Genomic DNA, 15,841 nt, shown 5'->3' with positions numbered 1-15,841 from the left:
CTTATTTATTTGGCTCAGATAGTGAAGGTGTAAAATCATCGAGTGGAGCTTCATCACTTTCACTCAGCAATATTTGGACTCGTTGTTCAGCATTGCTTAATTTCACTTGTCCTGCTCGGGCTAGGGCGATGCCACGCTCAAACGTTTTTAGTGCATCTTCAAGCGCAAGCTCTCCTTGCTCTAGCTGATTAACCAAACTATCGAGTTCTTCAATTGTCGCTTCATAGGACATATTTTCTGGTTTTTTACTGGCCATAATCATTTCATCATTAAGATAATGGTGGGAAGTTACCCTAGGGCGCTATCTTGGTCAAATTTAACGAGGATAATTTCATTCAAATAGCCATTTTTATGACTAAGCTATTAAACGTATAAAAAAATTGTTGCCAATATTCTAACATTGATGAGAAGGGTTCACGGTGAAGTAGGAATTTTTGACCTACAATAGAGTTATATTGAATTTATTTACGATGTGAACCAATAATTTAACTAAAGCTTTTTCGGCTCAGCCGATACAAATTATGGTTAGGTTAATCTCGAAGAATAATGAATAGCATGAGGAGTGCTTTGTGGATCTAGCAACACTAGTCGGTCTTTTAGGCGGCTTTGCCTTCGTAATTATGGCGATGATCTTAGGCGGAAGCTTAATGATGTTCTTCGACGTCACCTCAATTTTGATTGTGGTAGGTGGTTCTATCTTTGTCGTAATGATGAAATTTACGCTCGGCGGATTCTTAGGATCGGCAAAAGTCGCGGCCAAGGCGTTTATGTTTAAATCGGACAGCCCAGAAGATTTAATCGCAAAAGTGGTTGAAATGGCAGATGCTGCGCGTAAAGGGGGCTTTCTTGCATTGGAAGAGATGGAAATTACCAATAGCTTTATGCAGAAAGGTATCGATATGCTGGTTGATGGGCACGACAGTGATGTGGTTCGTGCCGCGATGCAAAAAGATATTGTACTGACTGATGAGCGTCACAATTCAAGTATTGAAGTTTTTCGTGCATTTGGTGACGTTGCACCCGCGATGGGGATGATTGGGACACTGGTTGGTTTGGTTGCGATGCTATCAAATATGGATGATCCAAAATCAATTGGTCCTGCAATGGCGGTGGCACTCTTAACCACACTTTATGGTGCAATATTGTCAAATATGGTCTTTTTCCCACTTGCCGATAAATTATCCTTACGTCGTGGAGAAGAAACATTGAATCGTCGTTTGATAATGGATGGTGTTTTAGCGATTCAAGATGGTCAAAACCCACGTGTTATTGATGGATTCTTACAAAACTACATCAATGAAGGCAAAAGAGCTGCAGGTGTTGATGGTGAATAATCTAACCTCAGCCAGCACTCCTAACCTAAAGGAGCCAAGTCATGTCTGATGAAGAAAACTGTACCTGTCCTCCTCCCGGTTTACCTCTATGGATGGGTACGTTCGCTGACCTGATGTCACTACTCATGTGCTTCTTCGTGTTACTGCTTTCATTCTCTGAAATGGACGTGTTGAAATTTAAACAAATTGCAGGCTCGATGAAGTTTGCATTTGGTGTGCAAAATAGACTCGATGTAAAAGATATCCCAAAAGGGACCAGTGTTATTGCGCAAGAATTTAGACCAGGGCGACCAGAGCCGACGCCGATCGACGTGATCATGCAGCAAACAATTGATATCACTCAGCAGACTCTGGAGTTTCAAGAAGGCGATTCTGATCGTGCTGGTGGGAATCAAAAAGAAGATGGTGATGCAAACGGTGGTCAATCGCCTCAGGATTCCACTGAGCAAATGGCAGAATCGGAAACGCAGCAACAGGCTCAACAAATGGCCGAAGCGATGACCGAAGAGATGGAGACGGTGCTCGAAAGTATCAGAAAAGCGCTAGACAGAGAAATAGCACAAGGAGCGATTGAAGTTGATAACTTAGGTCAGCAAATCATTATTCGATTGCGAGAGAAGGGAGCGTTCCCTCAAGGTTCAGCATTCTTACAACCTAAATTTCGTCCTTTAGTTCGTCAAATTGCCGATTTAGTTAAAGACGTACCAGGAGTTGTTATGGTTTCAGGTCATACTGATAATCAGCCAACGGAATCAGAGCTTTACCGCTCGAATTGGGATCTATCTGCGCAAAGAGCGGTATCTGTTGCTCAGGAAATGGAACGAGTTCCCGGGTTTAATCATGCAAGATTACGAGTGAGAGGTGTCGCAGATACCGAGCCAGTATCGACCAATGAGACGCCGCTTGGCCGAGCACAAAACCGTCGAGTTGAAATTAATATTCTCCAGGGTGAACCGCTTCTTAGTGATGAAGTCTCGATTGCATCACCTCAATAAATAGGCAGAAAATGAAATAAAAAGGTAAGCTTCGGCTTGCCTTTTTTGTCCTTTCCTTAGTGTTTCAATCTCGTGTATAATCTTGCGCCTCCACGCTGGTCGCTATTAGATCGTGTCTACTATTGTTAATTTGATTAACCGGAACATTGCGAATACTCCTATGAAGTTTATTGTTAAGCCCCATCCAGAGATTTTTGTTAAAAGCGAATCTGTTCGCAAACGTTTTACCAAGATTCTTGAAGGTAATATTCGTAATATCGTCAAACGTCGTACTCAATCGGTGTCGGTATTTAATCGTCGCGACCACATTGAAGTTACCTCTGAAAGTGATGAGTTTTTTCAAGAAACGTTAGAGATATTGACGCATACGCCGGGTATCGCTCAGGTACTTGAAGTTCTGCAGTCTGAATTTACCGACCTTCACAATATATACGAACAAGTCCTAGCGCATAGCCAAGATAAAATCGTAGATAAAACGTTTGTGGTTCGGGCAAAGCGCCGTGGTAAACATGATTTTACGTCGATTGAACTTGAGCGTTATGTTGGTGGTGGGCTTAACCAAGCGGTAGAAAGTGCCAAAGTTAAGCTAAAAAACCCCGATGTGACCATCAATGTTGAAATAGCAGAAGGCAAGCTTAATCAAGTGATTGCGCGCTACAAAGGGTTAGGTGGCTTCCCATTGGGCACACAAGAAGATGTATTGAGTTTGATTTCCGGTGGCTTTGATTCCGGTGTGTCGAGCTATCTACATATCAAGCGTGGTTCGAAAGTTCACTACTGTTTCTTTAATCTTGGTGGGCCTGCGCACGAGATTGGTGTTAAGCAAGTAGCGCATTATTTATGGAATAAATATGGGTCATCGGCAAAGGTGCGTTTTATTTCTGTCGATTTTGAACCGGTTGTTGCAGAAATCTTAGAGAAAGTCGATGACGGCCAAATGGGTGTTGTGCTCAAACGGATGTTTATGCGTGCTGCGGGTATGATTGCTGAAAAGCTTGGCGTACAAGCTTTAGTCACTGGTGAAGCACTGGGGCAAGTTTCTAGCCAAACCTTAACGAACTTGCGCATGATCGATAATGTCACTGATACATTGATTTTACGTCCTCTGATTAACTGGGATAAAGAAGATATCATTAATGTTGCGAGACAAATCGGCACTGAAGATTTCGCTAAAACCATGCCAGAATACTGTGGTGTGATTTCAAAAAATCCAACCGTGAAAGCAGTTAAAGCAAAACTAGAGAAAGAAGAAAATAACTTCGATTTCTCCATTCTTGAGAACGTCGTATTTAGTGCTCGTCAGATGGATATTCGTAAGATTGCTGAAGAAAGTCAGGAGCAAGTTCCTGATGTCGAATCGGTCGATCAAGTGGAAGCGAATGCGGTCGTATTGGATATCCGTAGCCCAGATGAAGAAGACGATAACTCTCTTGTGATTGATGGTGTTGAAGTTCAACATCTACCTTTCTATAAATTGGCAACGAAGTTCGGTGATTTGGACCAATCAAGAACCTATCTTCTCTATTGTGCGCGTGGTGTGATGAGTCGTTTGCAAGCTCTGTATCTTAAAGAGCAGGGTTTTAATAACGTAAAAGTTTATCGTCCTTAGTCATCAATAGTGTTGATGGTTAGAACGTAATCATTGTCGAAGCCGCCTTAAATTAGGCGGCTTTATTGTTTATATACTTGATAGGCGACAGTCTTGGCGTTAATGCATTAGTATTTATCTGGTGCGAGATGGAAAGGGTCGGAAGTCTATGGCGTTAATAGAAGGTGAGATATGACAACAACCGAGATTAATGGAGAGCAGAATCGAGCAACGTTTATTTTTGCTCATGGTGCTGGCGCAGGTCTGGATCACCCATTTATGGAGGCGATCGCATCACAGTTAGCGCAGAGCAATATTCTGGTTATTCGGTTTAATTTCCCCTATATGGTTAGGCAAAAAGAAGAAAATAAAAGGCGACCACCCGATCGCGCCCCCAAACTGCTTGAAGCCTTTGAAAGTGTGATAAACGAGTTTGCAGTTGATGGGCCGGTTGTGATTGGTGGCAAGTCGATGGGAGGTCGTATGGCCTCGTTGTTGGAAGAACATAACCGCGTCGCCGGTATCGCCTGTCTTGGGTTTCCATTTCATCCCCCGGGAAAGCCCGAGCGATTCAAAGGCGAGCATTTATCCCAATTAACCAAGCCGTGCTTAATTTTGCAAGGTGAGAGAGATACGTTTGGCCCCCGTGTTGAAGTTGAAGAGATGAATCTGAGCTCTTCAATCACTGTCGAGTATATCTCCGATGGCGACCACAGTTTTAAGCCGAGAAAAAAATCGGGTTTAACCGAAGAAGAAAACCTCAGCCATGCTGCAAAAAAGCTGAGTCATTTTATTCTTGAGGTGTTGGATGAAAAGTAGAAAATTGCTTAGCGTCGCAACACTCTATGGCGGAGTCGCGGTCGCTTTAGGGGCTTTTGCAGCACATGGTTTGAAATCGTCTCTTTCGGCTTATCATCTTGATGTCTTTAATACTGGCGTTGACTATCAGTTTATTCATACATTAGCGCTTTTGGCTTGTGCTATTTTAATGCGGTTGACCAAAAGCGAAAAAGCGCAAAATTGTTTTTATCGTGCAGGCATTTGCTTTATTATCGGCGTCTTTTGTTTTAGTGGCAGTTTGTATGCACTGGCGCTAACAGGAATCAAATGGTTTGGTCCGATCACGCCTTTTGGTGGTCTGTTATTTATTATAGGTTGGGTGTTTATGGCACTTGGCGTAACAAAACTTGATGAGGTGAACGAGTGAAGCAATTAATGCTCTACTGTCGTACTGGATTTGAAAATGATTGTGCTAGCGAAATCCAAGAAAAAGCCACTCGGTTAGAGGTGTTTGGTTTTCCTCGTGTGGTTAAAAAAAGTGGTTACGTTATCTTTGAGTGCTATCAAGATGGTGATGCAGAGAAGCTTGTTAAAGAAGTGGATTTTTCATCATTGATTTTCGCACGCCAAATGTTTGCGATATGCGCTGAATTTGAAGATTTACCTAAGGACGATCGCATTTCTCCTATTCTTGATGATCTAAGCGAAGTAGAAGGACTGCCGAATTGTGGTGACCTTCGTATTGAGACACCTGATAATGAAGAAGCAAAAGAGCTGCTTAAATTTTGCCGTAAATTTACCGTTCCACTTCGCCAAGCGTTACGTGGCAAGGGGATTTTGTATAAAAAAGAAAACCTAAAGAAACCGGTATTACATTTGTGCTTTATTAAACCAGGCCATTGTTATGCAGGGGTTTCTTACGCGAATAATAATTCCCCGTTTTATATGGGTATCCCACGATTGAAGTTCCCAGCGGATGCACCAAGTCGCTCAACACTCAAATTGGAAGAGGCTTTTCATGTTTTTATTCCTAAAGAAGAGTGGGATGAGCGGTTGGCATCGGGAATGTGGGCCGTTGATCTAGGCGCTTGCCCAGGTGGATGGACTTATCAGCTCGTGCAGCGCTCTATGTTCGTCCATGCGGTTGATAACGGCATGATGGCAGATAGTCTGATGGATACTGGGCAAGTTAAGCATCATCAAGTGGATGGTTTTAAATTTGAACCACCTCGAAAAAATGTTACTTGGATTGTGTGCGACATGATAGAAAAGCCGGCACGTGTTGCTCAATTGATGGGGGAATGGTTAATTGCAGGCTGGGCTCAAGAAGCGATCTTTAATTTGAAGTTACCGATGAAAGGGCGCTTTGATGAAGTGTGGCAAGATATTGAGAACTTAAAAACCTTCTTGAATGAGCATAACGTTAAATTCAAGCTGCAGGCGAAACACTTATATCACGATAGAGAAGAGATCACAGTTCATATTCAGTCACTGTCGAACATCTCTCCTCACTAACATCTCATTGCTATTTTCTAGTGATAGTTTTATGTTGTTGAACTTGGTTTCAAGCGCAAATCTTGTAAATTGAAGCCAAGTTCAATGTCTGTTTTTAATGACGCTACCTGACGACATATTCTTGCAATTTCAATGTGTTCATCAAGTTTTTTACGATATTTAGCGGCAATTTCATCACTGGCATACGCCGCTTCAATAGTCGGAAATTGAGTTAAAATCTCTTTTGCGGCTTTTGGGCCAACGCCCGGAATTCCACTCATTTGGCTAGAGCTAATTCCAGTTAGTCCCCAGTAATCGGCAAGTTGCTCTGGCTTAACGCCGAACTCCTTTTCTATGAATGGAGCATCTAACCAACGATGTTGAAAGTAGTCCCGGATTTGCAGTGTCGGTGATAGGATCTGACAGTATCCTTTATCGGTCGATATAATGGTCACTTTCTCATTATGAGAGGCAACTTTTACCGCTAGGGTTGCGACCAAATCGTCCGCTTCGTCTCCTTCGGAAAGCAGAGAATCTATCCCCAACTCCCACCATGCGTCTTGAATGCTTTCAAGACCTTCTTGTAGAGCAGAAGGCATAGGTTTACGTCCTTCTTTATAGCTTGGTAGTAGCTCAGCACGCCATCCTCTGTCTTCGTGGTTATGGTCAAATACAGCAACAATATGAGTCGGTTGGGCTTCATTGATAACACGCGTGAGGGTTCGAATGGTGGTTGTCGTGGTACGTGCGATATCATTGGGATCTGGCTGAGCGGAATGAACCCGACGGATCAAATTCAATGCATCGATAATCACGAGATGAATGTTAGACATAGTAATCACAAAAAAGGGGCTGAGCCCCTTATTGTAATCAAATCGATTGTTTTTGACAGCCTAAGCTTTGGCTAATCTTGATTCATTATCCGGTAACAGGGCTGATAGGCTTGCCCACCTGGTAGCTTCATTCGATCTTGATCAACAAAGTCCTGCAGTAACTTATCCATTTTGGCCATTAATGACTTATCTCCATCAATCATAAAGGGGCCATGACGTTCAATTTCCAGTATACCTTCTGCTTTCACATTACCAGCAACAATTCCTGAGAACGCCTGACGTAAGTTTGCTGCCAATTGTTCCGGTTGTTGATCATAGTGGAGATCGAGTTCTGCCATATTTTGATGGCTTGGGTCAAAGGGTAATTGGAACGGCTTATCGATTTTTAATGACCAGTTAAAGCTGTATGCATCGCCATCGGCTTTACGGTAGGCGCGCACTTTAGGCATCGCTTCGGCCATTGCTTTCGCAGCCGCTTCAGGATCATCGATAATGATTTGATAATGTTTACGAGCATCTTCTCCCAGCGTATCGAGAATAAACTGATCGATAGAGTGGAAATAGGCTTCGCTCTCTTTAGGACCTGTAAGCACAATTGGAAGAGGTTGATCAGCATTGTCTGGATGCATCATGATGCCAAGAATATACAACAACTCTTCTGCGGTACCTGGGCCCCCTGGGAAGATAATAATACCATGACCTAAACGAACAAATGCTTCGAGCCTTTTTTCTATATCTGGCATGATAATCAGTTCGTTAACGATCGGGTTTGGTGGCTCAGCGGCGATAATAGAAGGCTCTGTCAATCCAATGTAACGAGCACTTTTAGAACGTTGCTTAGCGTGACCAATTGCGGCACCTTTCATTGGACCTTCCATTGCTCCAGGGCCACTTCCCGTACAAACGTTGAGCTCACGTAACCCAAGTTCGTGACCAACAGAACGCGTATATTGATACTCGATTTCGTTGATTGAGTGGCCACCCCAACACACGACCAAATTAGGTGTCACCCCTGGAATTAATGCACCGGAGTTGCGTAATATGGAAAAAACCAGATTGGTAATATGTGCAGGATTGGTTAAATTCAGTCTTTGGTTTTCGGCAATTTGCATGTTGACGTAGACAATGTCACGCAACACCGAAAAAAGCAGTTCTTGAATTCCTTTAATGATATTCCCATCGACGAAGGCATGGCTCGGTGGGTTAATCAGTTCAATCTTAATTCCTCGCTCTTTGCGTAATACATCCACATCAAAATCTTTGTACTTATCGAGGAGTTCTTTTGAATTGTCGGTATGAGCACCCGAATTTAGGACGGCGAGAGTGCAGTTGCGATAGAGTTGATATAAGGTATCACTCGATGCTGTTTTTTTAAGGCGCTCAACTTCAATTTGAGAGAGCAGGTCCATACTGCCCATTGGGCTTATTATAGTATTCATACATTCCTCCCCACTTATGTCTCATTTTATCGGTTAATTCCGAGCTTATTGGTTACCCGATTGCTTCTCGAACTGCATAAGCAATAGGCAGTACAACAAATTGATCAAATGAGAGATAAACAAGTATTGATTGTTATAGTGAATATAACCTGATTTACGATTAAATCAGTGTCCACGATTATTATTATAGCAAGATTAAATTAACACTTTGATTTTTCAGTATCAATCAGGGGGTAATTTAATATAGGGCAGGTGTTCAGAGGCAAGTTTTATCGAAATAATATACTGCCTCTATTTCCAATTGATAGTGTTGTGACCTTGTTTTTTTGTTTCCGACATCGCTCTAAATACGCGCTCTAACACATCTTCAGGAGTATCATTTTCCTTAAACCCAACGCTAGAAGCACTAAGAGTAATCGAGAGACTTTGCTGTTTAAATTTAAAGGGTAATTTAGCAATGGTCGACTGTACTCGCTCAATTTGTCGATAGGTTTCATCATGGCCATGCTCGGGCATGATGACAATAAATTCTTCACCAGAGAAGCGAGCGATGGTGTCGTTACCCGACATTTCTTTGCTTAGAGTTCGAGCGATTATTTTTAACGCTTTATCTCCGGCAGTAAAACCAAACTTTTCGTTAACTTCTCGGAAATTATCGATATCGAACAAGATGATTCTGAGATCATGCTGAGACTTTATCCAACGATGATATTCAACTTCCAAACGCTCATGGAAAGCCGTTCGGTTGTATACCTTGGTTAAAGGGTCTTGGAGCATGCGCTCGGCTTGATCATTAAGACGACGACGATAATCTAACGTGGTTTCTTGCAGTGCTTCCATTTGGTTTTGGGTATATATCATGCGCTCGATTAACGCTTGTTCTCTTGTTTCTGCGTGCATTAACCGTTCAGTTAGCGATTGAAGCTCATTGAACATGGGATCAATCGTTTGTTTGATCTGAGTAAGGTCCGTTCCCTGATTGAGTACTGATTGGCTTTTGGTGACGAGTTGGCTGAGTTCTAAATTCATTTCCTGGCGGTGAATCGAATAACTTTGGCTTTGCTCGACACTATCTGCTGTACTTTTAAGGTTTGTTTTGAGTGATGTATTAATTTGTTCTAAAAGCTTTTCTGATGATTTTCGCTCATGCTTGGTTCCTTCAATGACTAAACGTAGTACATCCAAGGTTATTTCTATGAGGTGGTTTGCCTCTACTCCAATCAATAACTTAGCGCGAATATCCAGTAATTGATCGCCTGCGTCACCATCGAAATCAAGTTCGGTGATTAAACTCTGCAACTCTTCACAAAGGCGAAGAATTAACTCTTTCTCAGCCGCTTGTTCGATTTCTGAACAGGCGAGATCTGGATTGGTTGAAATGATTTTAACTGAACGTTCAAACAATCCTAGTAAGCGGTAGGCTTGATCACCTTGTGGCAAGCGTGTTGAATCAGAAAGACTTAGGAGATCGCGCACATCCCGTTTTACCTTTATAGGCAAACCGGGTATGCGAAGCAACGCTTCGCCACTGTGACGGATCTGATTGTCTAAGTTGATAGTCTGCTTCTCCATTGTTAACGCCTGCTTTTTTAATCCTCGTTCTATAACGGCCATTTGCGAAATAGCTGAACCTAATTCGCCATTTTTTTCTAGAGAATTATTTTCGAGAGATTTTCGCAGCTCACTTAGTTGGAGGTTCAGATCTTTGTTATTACTTTGATAAACGGTAGTAAACGAGCTTAAAAGGCGTTTTAAGATATTGCGCTCTCTAGTAAATTTGAGCGATGAATCGCGATGTGTCAAACGCACTTTCGCCAATTGACGTCTTAGCGTAAGTAATTCGTCCTGAGTCGTATTGTCGGAGGCGATCATAATGAACCAAATGAATGGATTAGCAGAAAACAGGAATTCCTATTAATGAATCTATCGATAATAGCAAATAAACACTCTACGTCACGCGGTCACGTTTAATTTCGACTAATTTCTCTACATTTTTAATGAATGTTTGATGTTCTCCTCAATCTTGCAAGAAGAGTGAACTTTTATTATTCCTTGATCAATCGCTTGTTGGCAGGCGGTTCGAATATTGTCCGAAGCAAAGCTTGCAGCGGGCGCATTATCGATCGCTTTAAAGTAAACCCAATGACTTGCTTCTTCATTGTCGCTAAGGTGACATGATGTACTTGTTGCCATTAAGAGAATATCTAACAGCTCCCTTTCATTTATCATCATGTACGCTCTTGGAAGGAAGGGGTAATCAGCAATCCCCATTCGAATTACTCGATTGATATCTCGCGACGGTTGAAATTCGTCTATCCACATCTTTATTTGTTCGAACAGCTGGTGTGGTGGGGTATTGGTATCTCGATTTTTTTCAATATAGAGTAAGTTCGCGTCGGTAAAGTGAAATAAGCGCATATCGTCATTCAGTTTGTCAGTTAGAAACTGACCAAAGCTTTGTTCTAACTCAAGCCCAGCGGTGTAGCCATATTGTAAATACATATCTCGAAGAAAGGGCACATCAATGATGGCAAAGCGCAGTCGATCAGAAAGAGGCTCATGGATAAGTTCTCCGATGTGCCACTGCTCGTAGGTTCGACTGGTTTTATGAAGCGAGGACGGTAAGTTTGCATTGAGCATTCTTAAATTACTTAAATTGGAACGAGAGTGAGCAAAGAGTCGATTATTGATCCCATCGATTTCGCTTTCTTGAAGCCTAATAATGTGACCGCGTCGAAATATAATTATCAGGAAAGCAACAGCAGCAATAGTTAAAGCAACGGTTACGTGCTGTAAGGTGTTAGTACGTTGAGTGATAGAGTTAAGCTTTTTCTCTTGCTCAGTGAAGTGTAATGTTTGTTCGACAAACTCTTTTTGCTGGCGGAATGTATCTTCGCCAATTTGATTTAACTTTACCTGATTAAGCTGGTTTAGTTCATTGTAACGTTTGGCAAAACTAAGGGCTTGTTCGTTCTCACCCATCTGTTCATTAACGTCGGTTAAGAGAACATAGGTTTCTAACTCAAGGTCAATCTGTTTGGTTGTTTTTACAAGCGAGAGTGCTCTTGTGCCATAGGTTGCCGCTTGTTTAAGTTTTCCCTGATAAAAAGCTAACCCACTTTGCAGTAACGTAGCTCGTGCTCTAAGCGAAGTATCGTTATGTTTATCAAGTAACAAAAATGAATTATCTAAATACTGCTTTGCAAGCTCATAATTTTCTAACTGATAATAGGTACCCGCTAGTTTGATTTGCATTTCTATATATTGGTTAATATGGGAACTTAACTCATCTTGATCGAGCACATTAAGGTAGTGAACGAGTGCAAGGTTGAATCGTTTCTGCTCATAGTAGCTGTCTCCCATTAGTTTCAGTATCTCCGCTAGAGCTGGGGTATCCTGATAACCATTGTAAAAATCAGCAGCTTGGCGAAGATAAATCAGAGCCTGATCGTAAACTTTGCGTTGATAAAATACTTTTGCTAGCAAGGTGTTCGCTTTCGCAAGCTGAACACTAGAGTTTGAGTCTACCGCGCTCCAATAGGCGATGAGCAGATCAGGCAGTGCTTTATTGTAACGCTTATTATTTAGGTAGTGTTGACCTACAGCGAGGTGATAATTGATAAACCTTTGTTTCTCTAGTTGATCTTCAGTATATTCTTTTGCAATCACGAAATATGCATGCGCCAGTGTCATATCACCATCGTGAGAGGCTACTTCTGCTTGTATCATTGCTGCTTGGTAATGCAGTCGGCGAGTGAACGTTTTAGAGTTATCAAAGTTGTTTAGCTGTGCTGCTAATTGACTTAATCGTTCAAGTGCGCGTTCAGAATTATAAGAGTTCAACCATTGAAAACGTGCGTCTAGAAGGTCCAATTCAAGCTTTTTAAATGGAAGGGAAAAACGTTGAGCCACTTCTTTTGCTTGCTCTAAATAACGTTGAGATTTGTTTTTGTCACCAAGCTGCCACCAAGCTTGCGTCAATATCTCAAGTGCTTCAATGCTGTTGTTTGGCGTGCGAATTGGGTTCGTCGATGAGCTATTTACGCCATCAGAAGCGTTTTGTTTGATCCGACCTGAAATTCTTCTATTGTCGAGAAAATCTTGACTTAACCTTTGTGCTTGCTTGGGCGAAATATCAAGCATCAAACGCGCTTCTTCTATACTCGGCGAAGCAAACTCAACGGCGAATACTTTCGGTAAGAAAGACATCAACAGTAAATTTAGTACTAATATGAGTGCTAAATTTCGACTAAGTGTTCGCAACACGGCACTCAAGTTGATTGTTGGAGCGGTGGATAAGGCGCTTTGCTTCACTGGCGTGCCATTCTTGCTAAGTTAGCTGGATGCGTATTTTCAGACGAACGATATGGGTTAATATCCAGGCCTCCACGGCGTGTATACCGTGCATAGACGACGAGGAATTCAGGTTGGCAGTAACGTTGGATATCAGTAAATATTCGTTCAACACATTGCTCATGAAATTCATTGTGTTCACGAAACGAGATGATATAGCGTAACAATGATTCTCGATTGATTTTATGACCGCGATATTGAATTTCGACACTGCCCCAATCGGGTTGATTGGTAATTAAGCAATTTGATTTGAGTAAATGGCTGTGTAAGGTCTCTTCGACAATTTCGCCACTGATGGCATTTTCTAGCAACGAAGCATCGAATTGGTAATTTTTGATGTCGATATCTTGGTAGTCGATGCAATCGCCTTCCATAGTTCCAATACGTTGATGAGCAAAATCTTCGATTGCTTTGAGCTCAACGTCGACTTTTTCACCTGCGCAATTCGATAGATCACTGATCAGGCGATCTGTCACGTCGATCCATGAATCAAACGTTGTTTGGTTGAAGCTGTTTAGGTAAAGCTTGAACGATTTGGATTCAATTAAGTTTGGACTCGTAGCGGGTAATGTAACGTGCCCCACAGCAACTTGAGGCAAACCTTTGGAATTTAGCCAAGAGATCTCATACAGTGTCCAAATATCACACCCTTTGAATGGCAACACTTCGCCAAGGTTCAAATCATCTCTATTGAGGCTACGTGGAACCGACTGTAAAAGACTTGCGTCGTATTTATTCACGTAGCTAACATTTTTTCCGAGTGTTAGACCGTCGAGTTGTTGTGATTTGGAATATTTGCTCATAATCGTGACAGTTTTCGTTTAGAATGCAGTGAATTTTACGCAATCCTATCCATCGTGTCATTAAAGACTCGATGACTATTTTCGGAGAAGAGATGAATCACGTGGTTAAGCAAGCATTAGAAGCATTAAGTGAACGGTATCGAATTGCTTATCAAGCGAGCCATAACTCAAATCCAATCAATCCTGAACTTAGTGATATGCCATCTCCATGTATTGTTAAACAGCACGATGATGGTGTTGAATGGCAATGTGTTAGCCGAGAGGTTCAAGCCAATTTCGCTAATGTCGAACAGGCAATTGAATTGACTTTACATGATGATATTAAAGCATTTTACGGATCGGTCTTTAGTGCGGATCTGGAATGCAGTTGGGATGAAAATGAGTTATCCCTGCTCCAAGTTTGGAGTGAAGATGATTTCCCAATGTTGCAAGAGAATATTCTGGGTCATCTTTTAACTCAACGCCGACTAAAACTGAAGCCTACGGTCTTTATCGCGGTAACCGATGCAGAGCTTGATGTTATTTCGATTTGCAATCTCAGCGGCGAAGTGATTTTAGAACGTTTAGGTACCGATAAACGAGATGTATTAGCGCCAGATGTTGTTCATTTCCTTAACCAACTTGAACCGAGAGTCTAATTAGATGTATTTAATGGAGCTTCAGTTTGAGTGTTTTGATAACACCACATTGACAGCCGTCGATAAGGCGATCAATGGATTACTCGAGGCGTTGCGCTACAATGGCCAGATTCTAGGTCGAGAATTTCCTATCATTATGGGAGATGCTGAGTTCTTTGCTCGAGTTATCTGCCCTGAGAAAGACAGCTTACACCCTAGATACCATTCTGATTATGTCAAAGTCTGTTTGAGCCGGGTGAACGAGGCTTCATTGATTGGCCCTAAGGTGAAAATGCTGGGACGAGACTTGAGTTCTGAAGAAACCGCATCCGATTTAACGCCTTCATGGCAAATTCTATATACTACGTATGTGCACAATTGTTCTCCGCTTCGAAGTGGTGACACTTTTCAGCCAATCCCTCTCTACCGTAATCAACCAACGTTAAATGGTGATCATAAAGCCGTCATTAAATGGCAAACTGAATGGCAAGCTTGTGATGAATTGCAAATGGCAGGAGGGTGTCGTGCTGAGCATGCCGCGCTAGATGAAATCACTGATGCGAACAGTGACTTGTTTCGTCGAGGGTGGGACTTACGAGGACGAATTGAATATATCACTAAGATTCCAACCTATTACTATCAATATCGTGTTGGTGGTCAAAGCTTGACGAGTGAGCAAGCGAGATGTTGTCCGAAATGTCATGGTGAATGGCGGTTAGAAGAACCAATTCACGACATTTTTCATTTTAAGTGCGATTCGTGTCGTATTGTTTCAAACCTGTCTTGGGATCACTTAAAGTAGCTATGTTCAAAGGGGTGAAACTTTTGAATATGTAATCTCAGTAAATGGATAGGTCATTTTAATTAAACTTAAGAGAATTTTTAACCATGAAACCTGCCGTATTTTTAGATCGTGATGGTGTAATAAACATTGATCATGGTTATGTACATAATGAGGATGACTTTGAGTTTGTCGAGGGTGTATTTGAAGCTACTCAAGAGCTACAAAGTCGCGGTTATCTTTTGGTCTTAGTGACCAATCAGTCTGGTATTGCTCGAGGCAAGTTTAGCGAAGATCGCTTTATGAGTTTAACTCAATGGATGGATTGGAACTTCGAAGATAATGGTGTGGAGTTCGATGGTATTTATTACTGTCCGCATCATAGTGAAGCAGGCATTGGTGAATATAAGCAAGATTGTGATTGTCGCAAACCGAAACCAGGGATGTTCTTATCTGCTCGAGACTTTTTGAAAATCGATATGGCGAAATCCGTCATGGTTGGAGATAAAGCGGAAGATATGATGGCTGCACAGGCTGCTGGAGTCGGAACGAAAATCTTGGTTCGTACCGGAAAACCAATCACTGAACGCGGGACGGAGCTGGCAGATGCCGTGTTAGACAGCATTGCAGATGTACCGAAGTATTTGTTAGCGTAATTCGAGTGAAATGAATTTCGGTTAAGTTAACCAATAAATATTCAGACAATAAAAAAATCCTGCTCATTGAGCAGGATTTTTTTATTTAAATAAGATGGTGGAGGGGGACGGATTCGAACCATCGAAGGCGGAGCCGGCAGATTTACAGTCTGCTCCCTTTGGCCACTC

15 protein-coding genes are annotated in these 15,841 nt (G+C 42.0%); 9 read left to right on the top strand and 6 right to left on the bottom strand.

Going from position 1 to position 15,841, the window contains the following annotated elements:
- Position 1: 1 nt before the first annotated feature.
- Positions 2-256, bottom strand: a complete 255-nt coding sequence (xseB, locus tag ACXJY6_RS18520; protein ID WP_456052375.1) for an exodeoxyribonuclease VII small subunit — start codon at positions 254-256, stop codon at positions 2-4.
- A gap of 313 nt (positions 257-569) precedes the next feature.
- On the opposite strand from xseB, the gene pomA reads away from it, so the two are divergent.
- The 6 genes from pomA to rlmM all read left to right on the top strand — a co-directional run bounded on the left by pomA (position 570) and on the right by rlmM (position 6,212).
- Positions 570-1,334: a flagellar motor protein PomA gene (pomA, locus tag ACXJY6_RS18515; protein WP_456052374.1), complete on the top strand. Its 765-nt coding sequence runs from the start codon at positions 570-572 to the stop codon at positions 1,332-1,334.
- Positions 1,335-1,375: 41 nt separating this feature from the next.
- The gene (locus tag ACXJY6_RS18510) at positions 1,376-2,329 is read left to right on the top strand and encodes a flagellar motor protein MotB (protein WP_456052373.1); all 954 of its coding nucleotides are present in this window, start codon (positions 1,376-1,378) and stop codon (positions 2,327-2,329) included.
- A gap of 160 nt (positions 2,330-2,489) precedes the next feature.
- Entirely contained in the window at positions 2,490-3,938 is a 1,449-nt protein-coding gene (thiI, locus tag ACXJY6_RS18505; protein ID WP_458769226.1) for a tRNA uracil 4-sulfurtransferase ThiI, read from the top strand.
- A 171-nt stretch (positions 3,939-4,109) separates the two neighbouring features.
- On the top strand, positions 4,110-4,736 hold the full coding sequence (locus ACXJY6_RS18500; protein WP_458769225.1) for an alpha/beta family hydrolase: 627 nt from the start codon (positions 4,110-4,112) through the stop codon (positions 4,734-4,736).
- Positions 4,726-5,124: a DUF423 domain-containing protein gene (locus ACXJY6_RS18495; RefSeq protein ID WP_458769224.1), complete on the top strand. Its 399-nt coding sequence runs from the start codon at positions 4,726-4,728 to the stop codon at positions 5,122-5,124. The genes ACXJY6_RS18500 and ACXJY6_RS18495 overlap by 11 nt, the downstream gene beginning before the upstream one ends.
- The gene (rlmM, locus tag ACXJY6_RS18490) at positions 5,121-6,212 is read left to right on the top strand and encodes a 23S rRNA (cytidine(2498)-2'-O)-methyltransferase RlmM (RefSeq protein ID WP_456052369.1); all 1,092 of its coding nucleotides are present in this window, start codon (positions 5,121-5,123) and stop codon (positions 6,210-6,212) included. The genes ACXJY6_RS18495 and rlmM overlap by 4 nt, the downstream gene beginning before the upstream one ends.
- 29 nt (positions 6,213-6,241) lie before the next feature.
- On the opposite strand, the gene xni is transcribed toward rlmM, so the two are convergent.
- The 5 genes from xni to queF form a co-directional block, all read right to left on the bottom strand.
- Entirely contained in the window at positions 6,242-7,024 is a 783-nt protein-coding gene (gene xni / locus ACXJY6_RS18485; protein ID WP_456052368.1) for a flap endonuclease Xni, read from the bottom strand.
- Positions 7,025-7,095: 71 nt separating this feature from the next.
- Positions 7,096-8,463, bottom strand: coding sequence for a nucleotide 5'-monophosphate nucleosidase PpnN (gene ppnN, locus ACXJY6_RS18480; RefSeq protein ID WP_458769223.1), 1,368 nt, complete (start codon positions 8,461-8,463; stop codon positions 7,096-7,098).
- 291 nt (positions 8,464-8,754) lie between these two features.
- Positions 8,755-10,335, bottom strand: a complete 1,581-nt coding sequence (locus tag ACXJY6_RS18475; RefSeq protein ID WP_458769222.1) for a GGDEF domain-containing protein — start codon at positions 10,333-10,335, stop codon at positions 8,755-8,757.
- A 114-nt stretch (positions 10,336-10,449) separates the two neighbouring features.
- Entirely contained in the window at positions 10,450-12,777 is a 2,328-nt protein-coding gene (locus ACXJY6_RS18470; RefSeq protein ID WP_456052365.1) for a tetratricopeptide repeat protein, read from the bottom strand.
- Complete coding sequence (gene queF / locus ACXJY6_RS18465; protein WP_456052364.1) at positions 12,774-13,619, bottom strand: NADPH-dependent 7-cyano-7-deazaguanine reductase QueF; 846 nt, start codon at positions 13,617-13,619, stop codon at positions 12,774-12,776. The genes ACXJY6_RS18470 and queF overlap by 4 nt, the downstream gene beginning before the upstream one ends.
- Before the next feature lie 92 nt (positions 13,620-13,711).
- On the opposite strand from queF, the gene syd reads away from it, so the two are divergent.
- From syd to gmhB, 3 genes are all read left to right on the top strand, one after another.
- A complete protein-coding gene (gene syd, locus ACXJY6_RS18460) occupies positions 13,712-14,257 on the top strand; it encodes a SecY-interacting protein (RefSeq protein ID WP_458769221.1) in 546 nt (181 codons plus the stop codon).
- 4 nt (positions 14,258-14,261) lie between these two features.
- Positions 14,262-15,038 (top strand): Zn-ribbon-containing protein, encoded by a 777-nt coding sequence (locus ACXJY6_RS18455; RefSeq protein WP_456052362.1) that lies wholly within the window; start codon positions 14,262-14,264, stop codon positions 15,036-15,038.
- Between the two features lie 86 nt (positions 15,039-15,124).
- Positions 15,125-15,673: a D-glycero-beta-D-manno-heptose 1,7-bisphosphate 7-phosphatase gene (gmhB, locus tag ACXJY6_RS18450; protein WP_458769220.1), complete on the top strand. Its 549-nt coding sequence runs from the start codon at positions 15,125-15,127 to the stop codon at positions 15,671-15,673.
- The last annotated feature ends 168 nt before the right edge of the window (positions 15,674-15,841 follow it).

It is taken from the genome of Vibrio phycocola, from assembly GCF_054404255.1.
This window is presented reverse-complemented; position numbering and strand designations above follow the sequence as displayed.

Coding starts and splice junctions, on each gene's coding strand:
- xseB (WP_456052375.1), bottom strand. CDS start 256: ATGGCCAGTAAAAAACCAGAAAATATGTCCTATGAAGCGACAATTGAA.
- ACXJY6_RS18510 (WP_456052373.1), top strand. CDS start 1,376: ATGTCTGATGAAGAAAACTGTACCTGTCCTCCTCCCGGTTTACCTCTA.
- thiI (WP_458769226.1), top strand. CDS start 2,490: ATGAAGTTTATTGTTAAGCCCCATCCAGAGATTTTTGTTAAAAGCGAA.
- ACXJY6_RS18500 (WP_458769225.1), top strand. CDS start 4,110: ATGACAACAACCGAGATTAATGGAGAGCAGAATCGAGCAACGTTTATT.
- ACXJY6_RS18495 (WP_458769224.1), top strand. CDS start 4,726: ATGAAAAGTAGAAAATTGCTTAGCGTCGCAACACTCTATGGCGGAGTC.
- xni (WP_456052368.1), bottom strand. CDS start 7,024: ATGTCTAACATTCATCTCGTGATTATCGATGCATTGAATTTGATCCGT.
- ppnN (WP_458769223.1), bottom strand. CDS start 8,463: ATGAATACTATAATAAGCCCAATGGGCAGTATGGACCTGCTCTCTCAA.
- ACXJY6_RS18475 (WP_458769222.1), bottom strand. CDS start 10,335: ATGATCGCCTCCGACAATACGACTCAGGACGAATTACTTACGCTAAGA.
- queF (WP_456052364.1), bottom strand. CDS start 13,619: ATGAGCAAATATTCCAAATCACAACAACTCGACGGTCTAACACTCGGA.
- syd (WP_458769221.1), top strand. CDS start 13,712: ATGAATCACGTGGTTAAGCAAGCATTAGAAGCATTAAGTGAACGGTAT.
- ACXJY6_RS18455 (WP_456052362.1), top strand. CDS start 14,262: ATGTATTTAATGGAGCTTCAGTTTGAGTGTTTTGATAACACCACATTG.
- gmhB (WP_458769220.1), top strand. CDS start 15,125: ATGAAACCTGCCGTATTTTTAGATCGTGATGGTGTAATAAACATTGAT.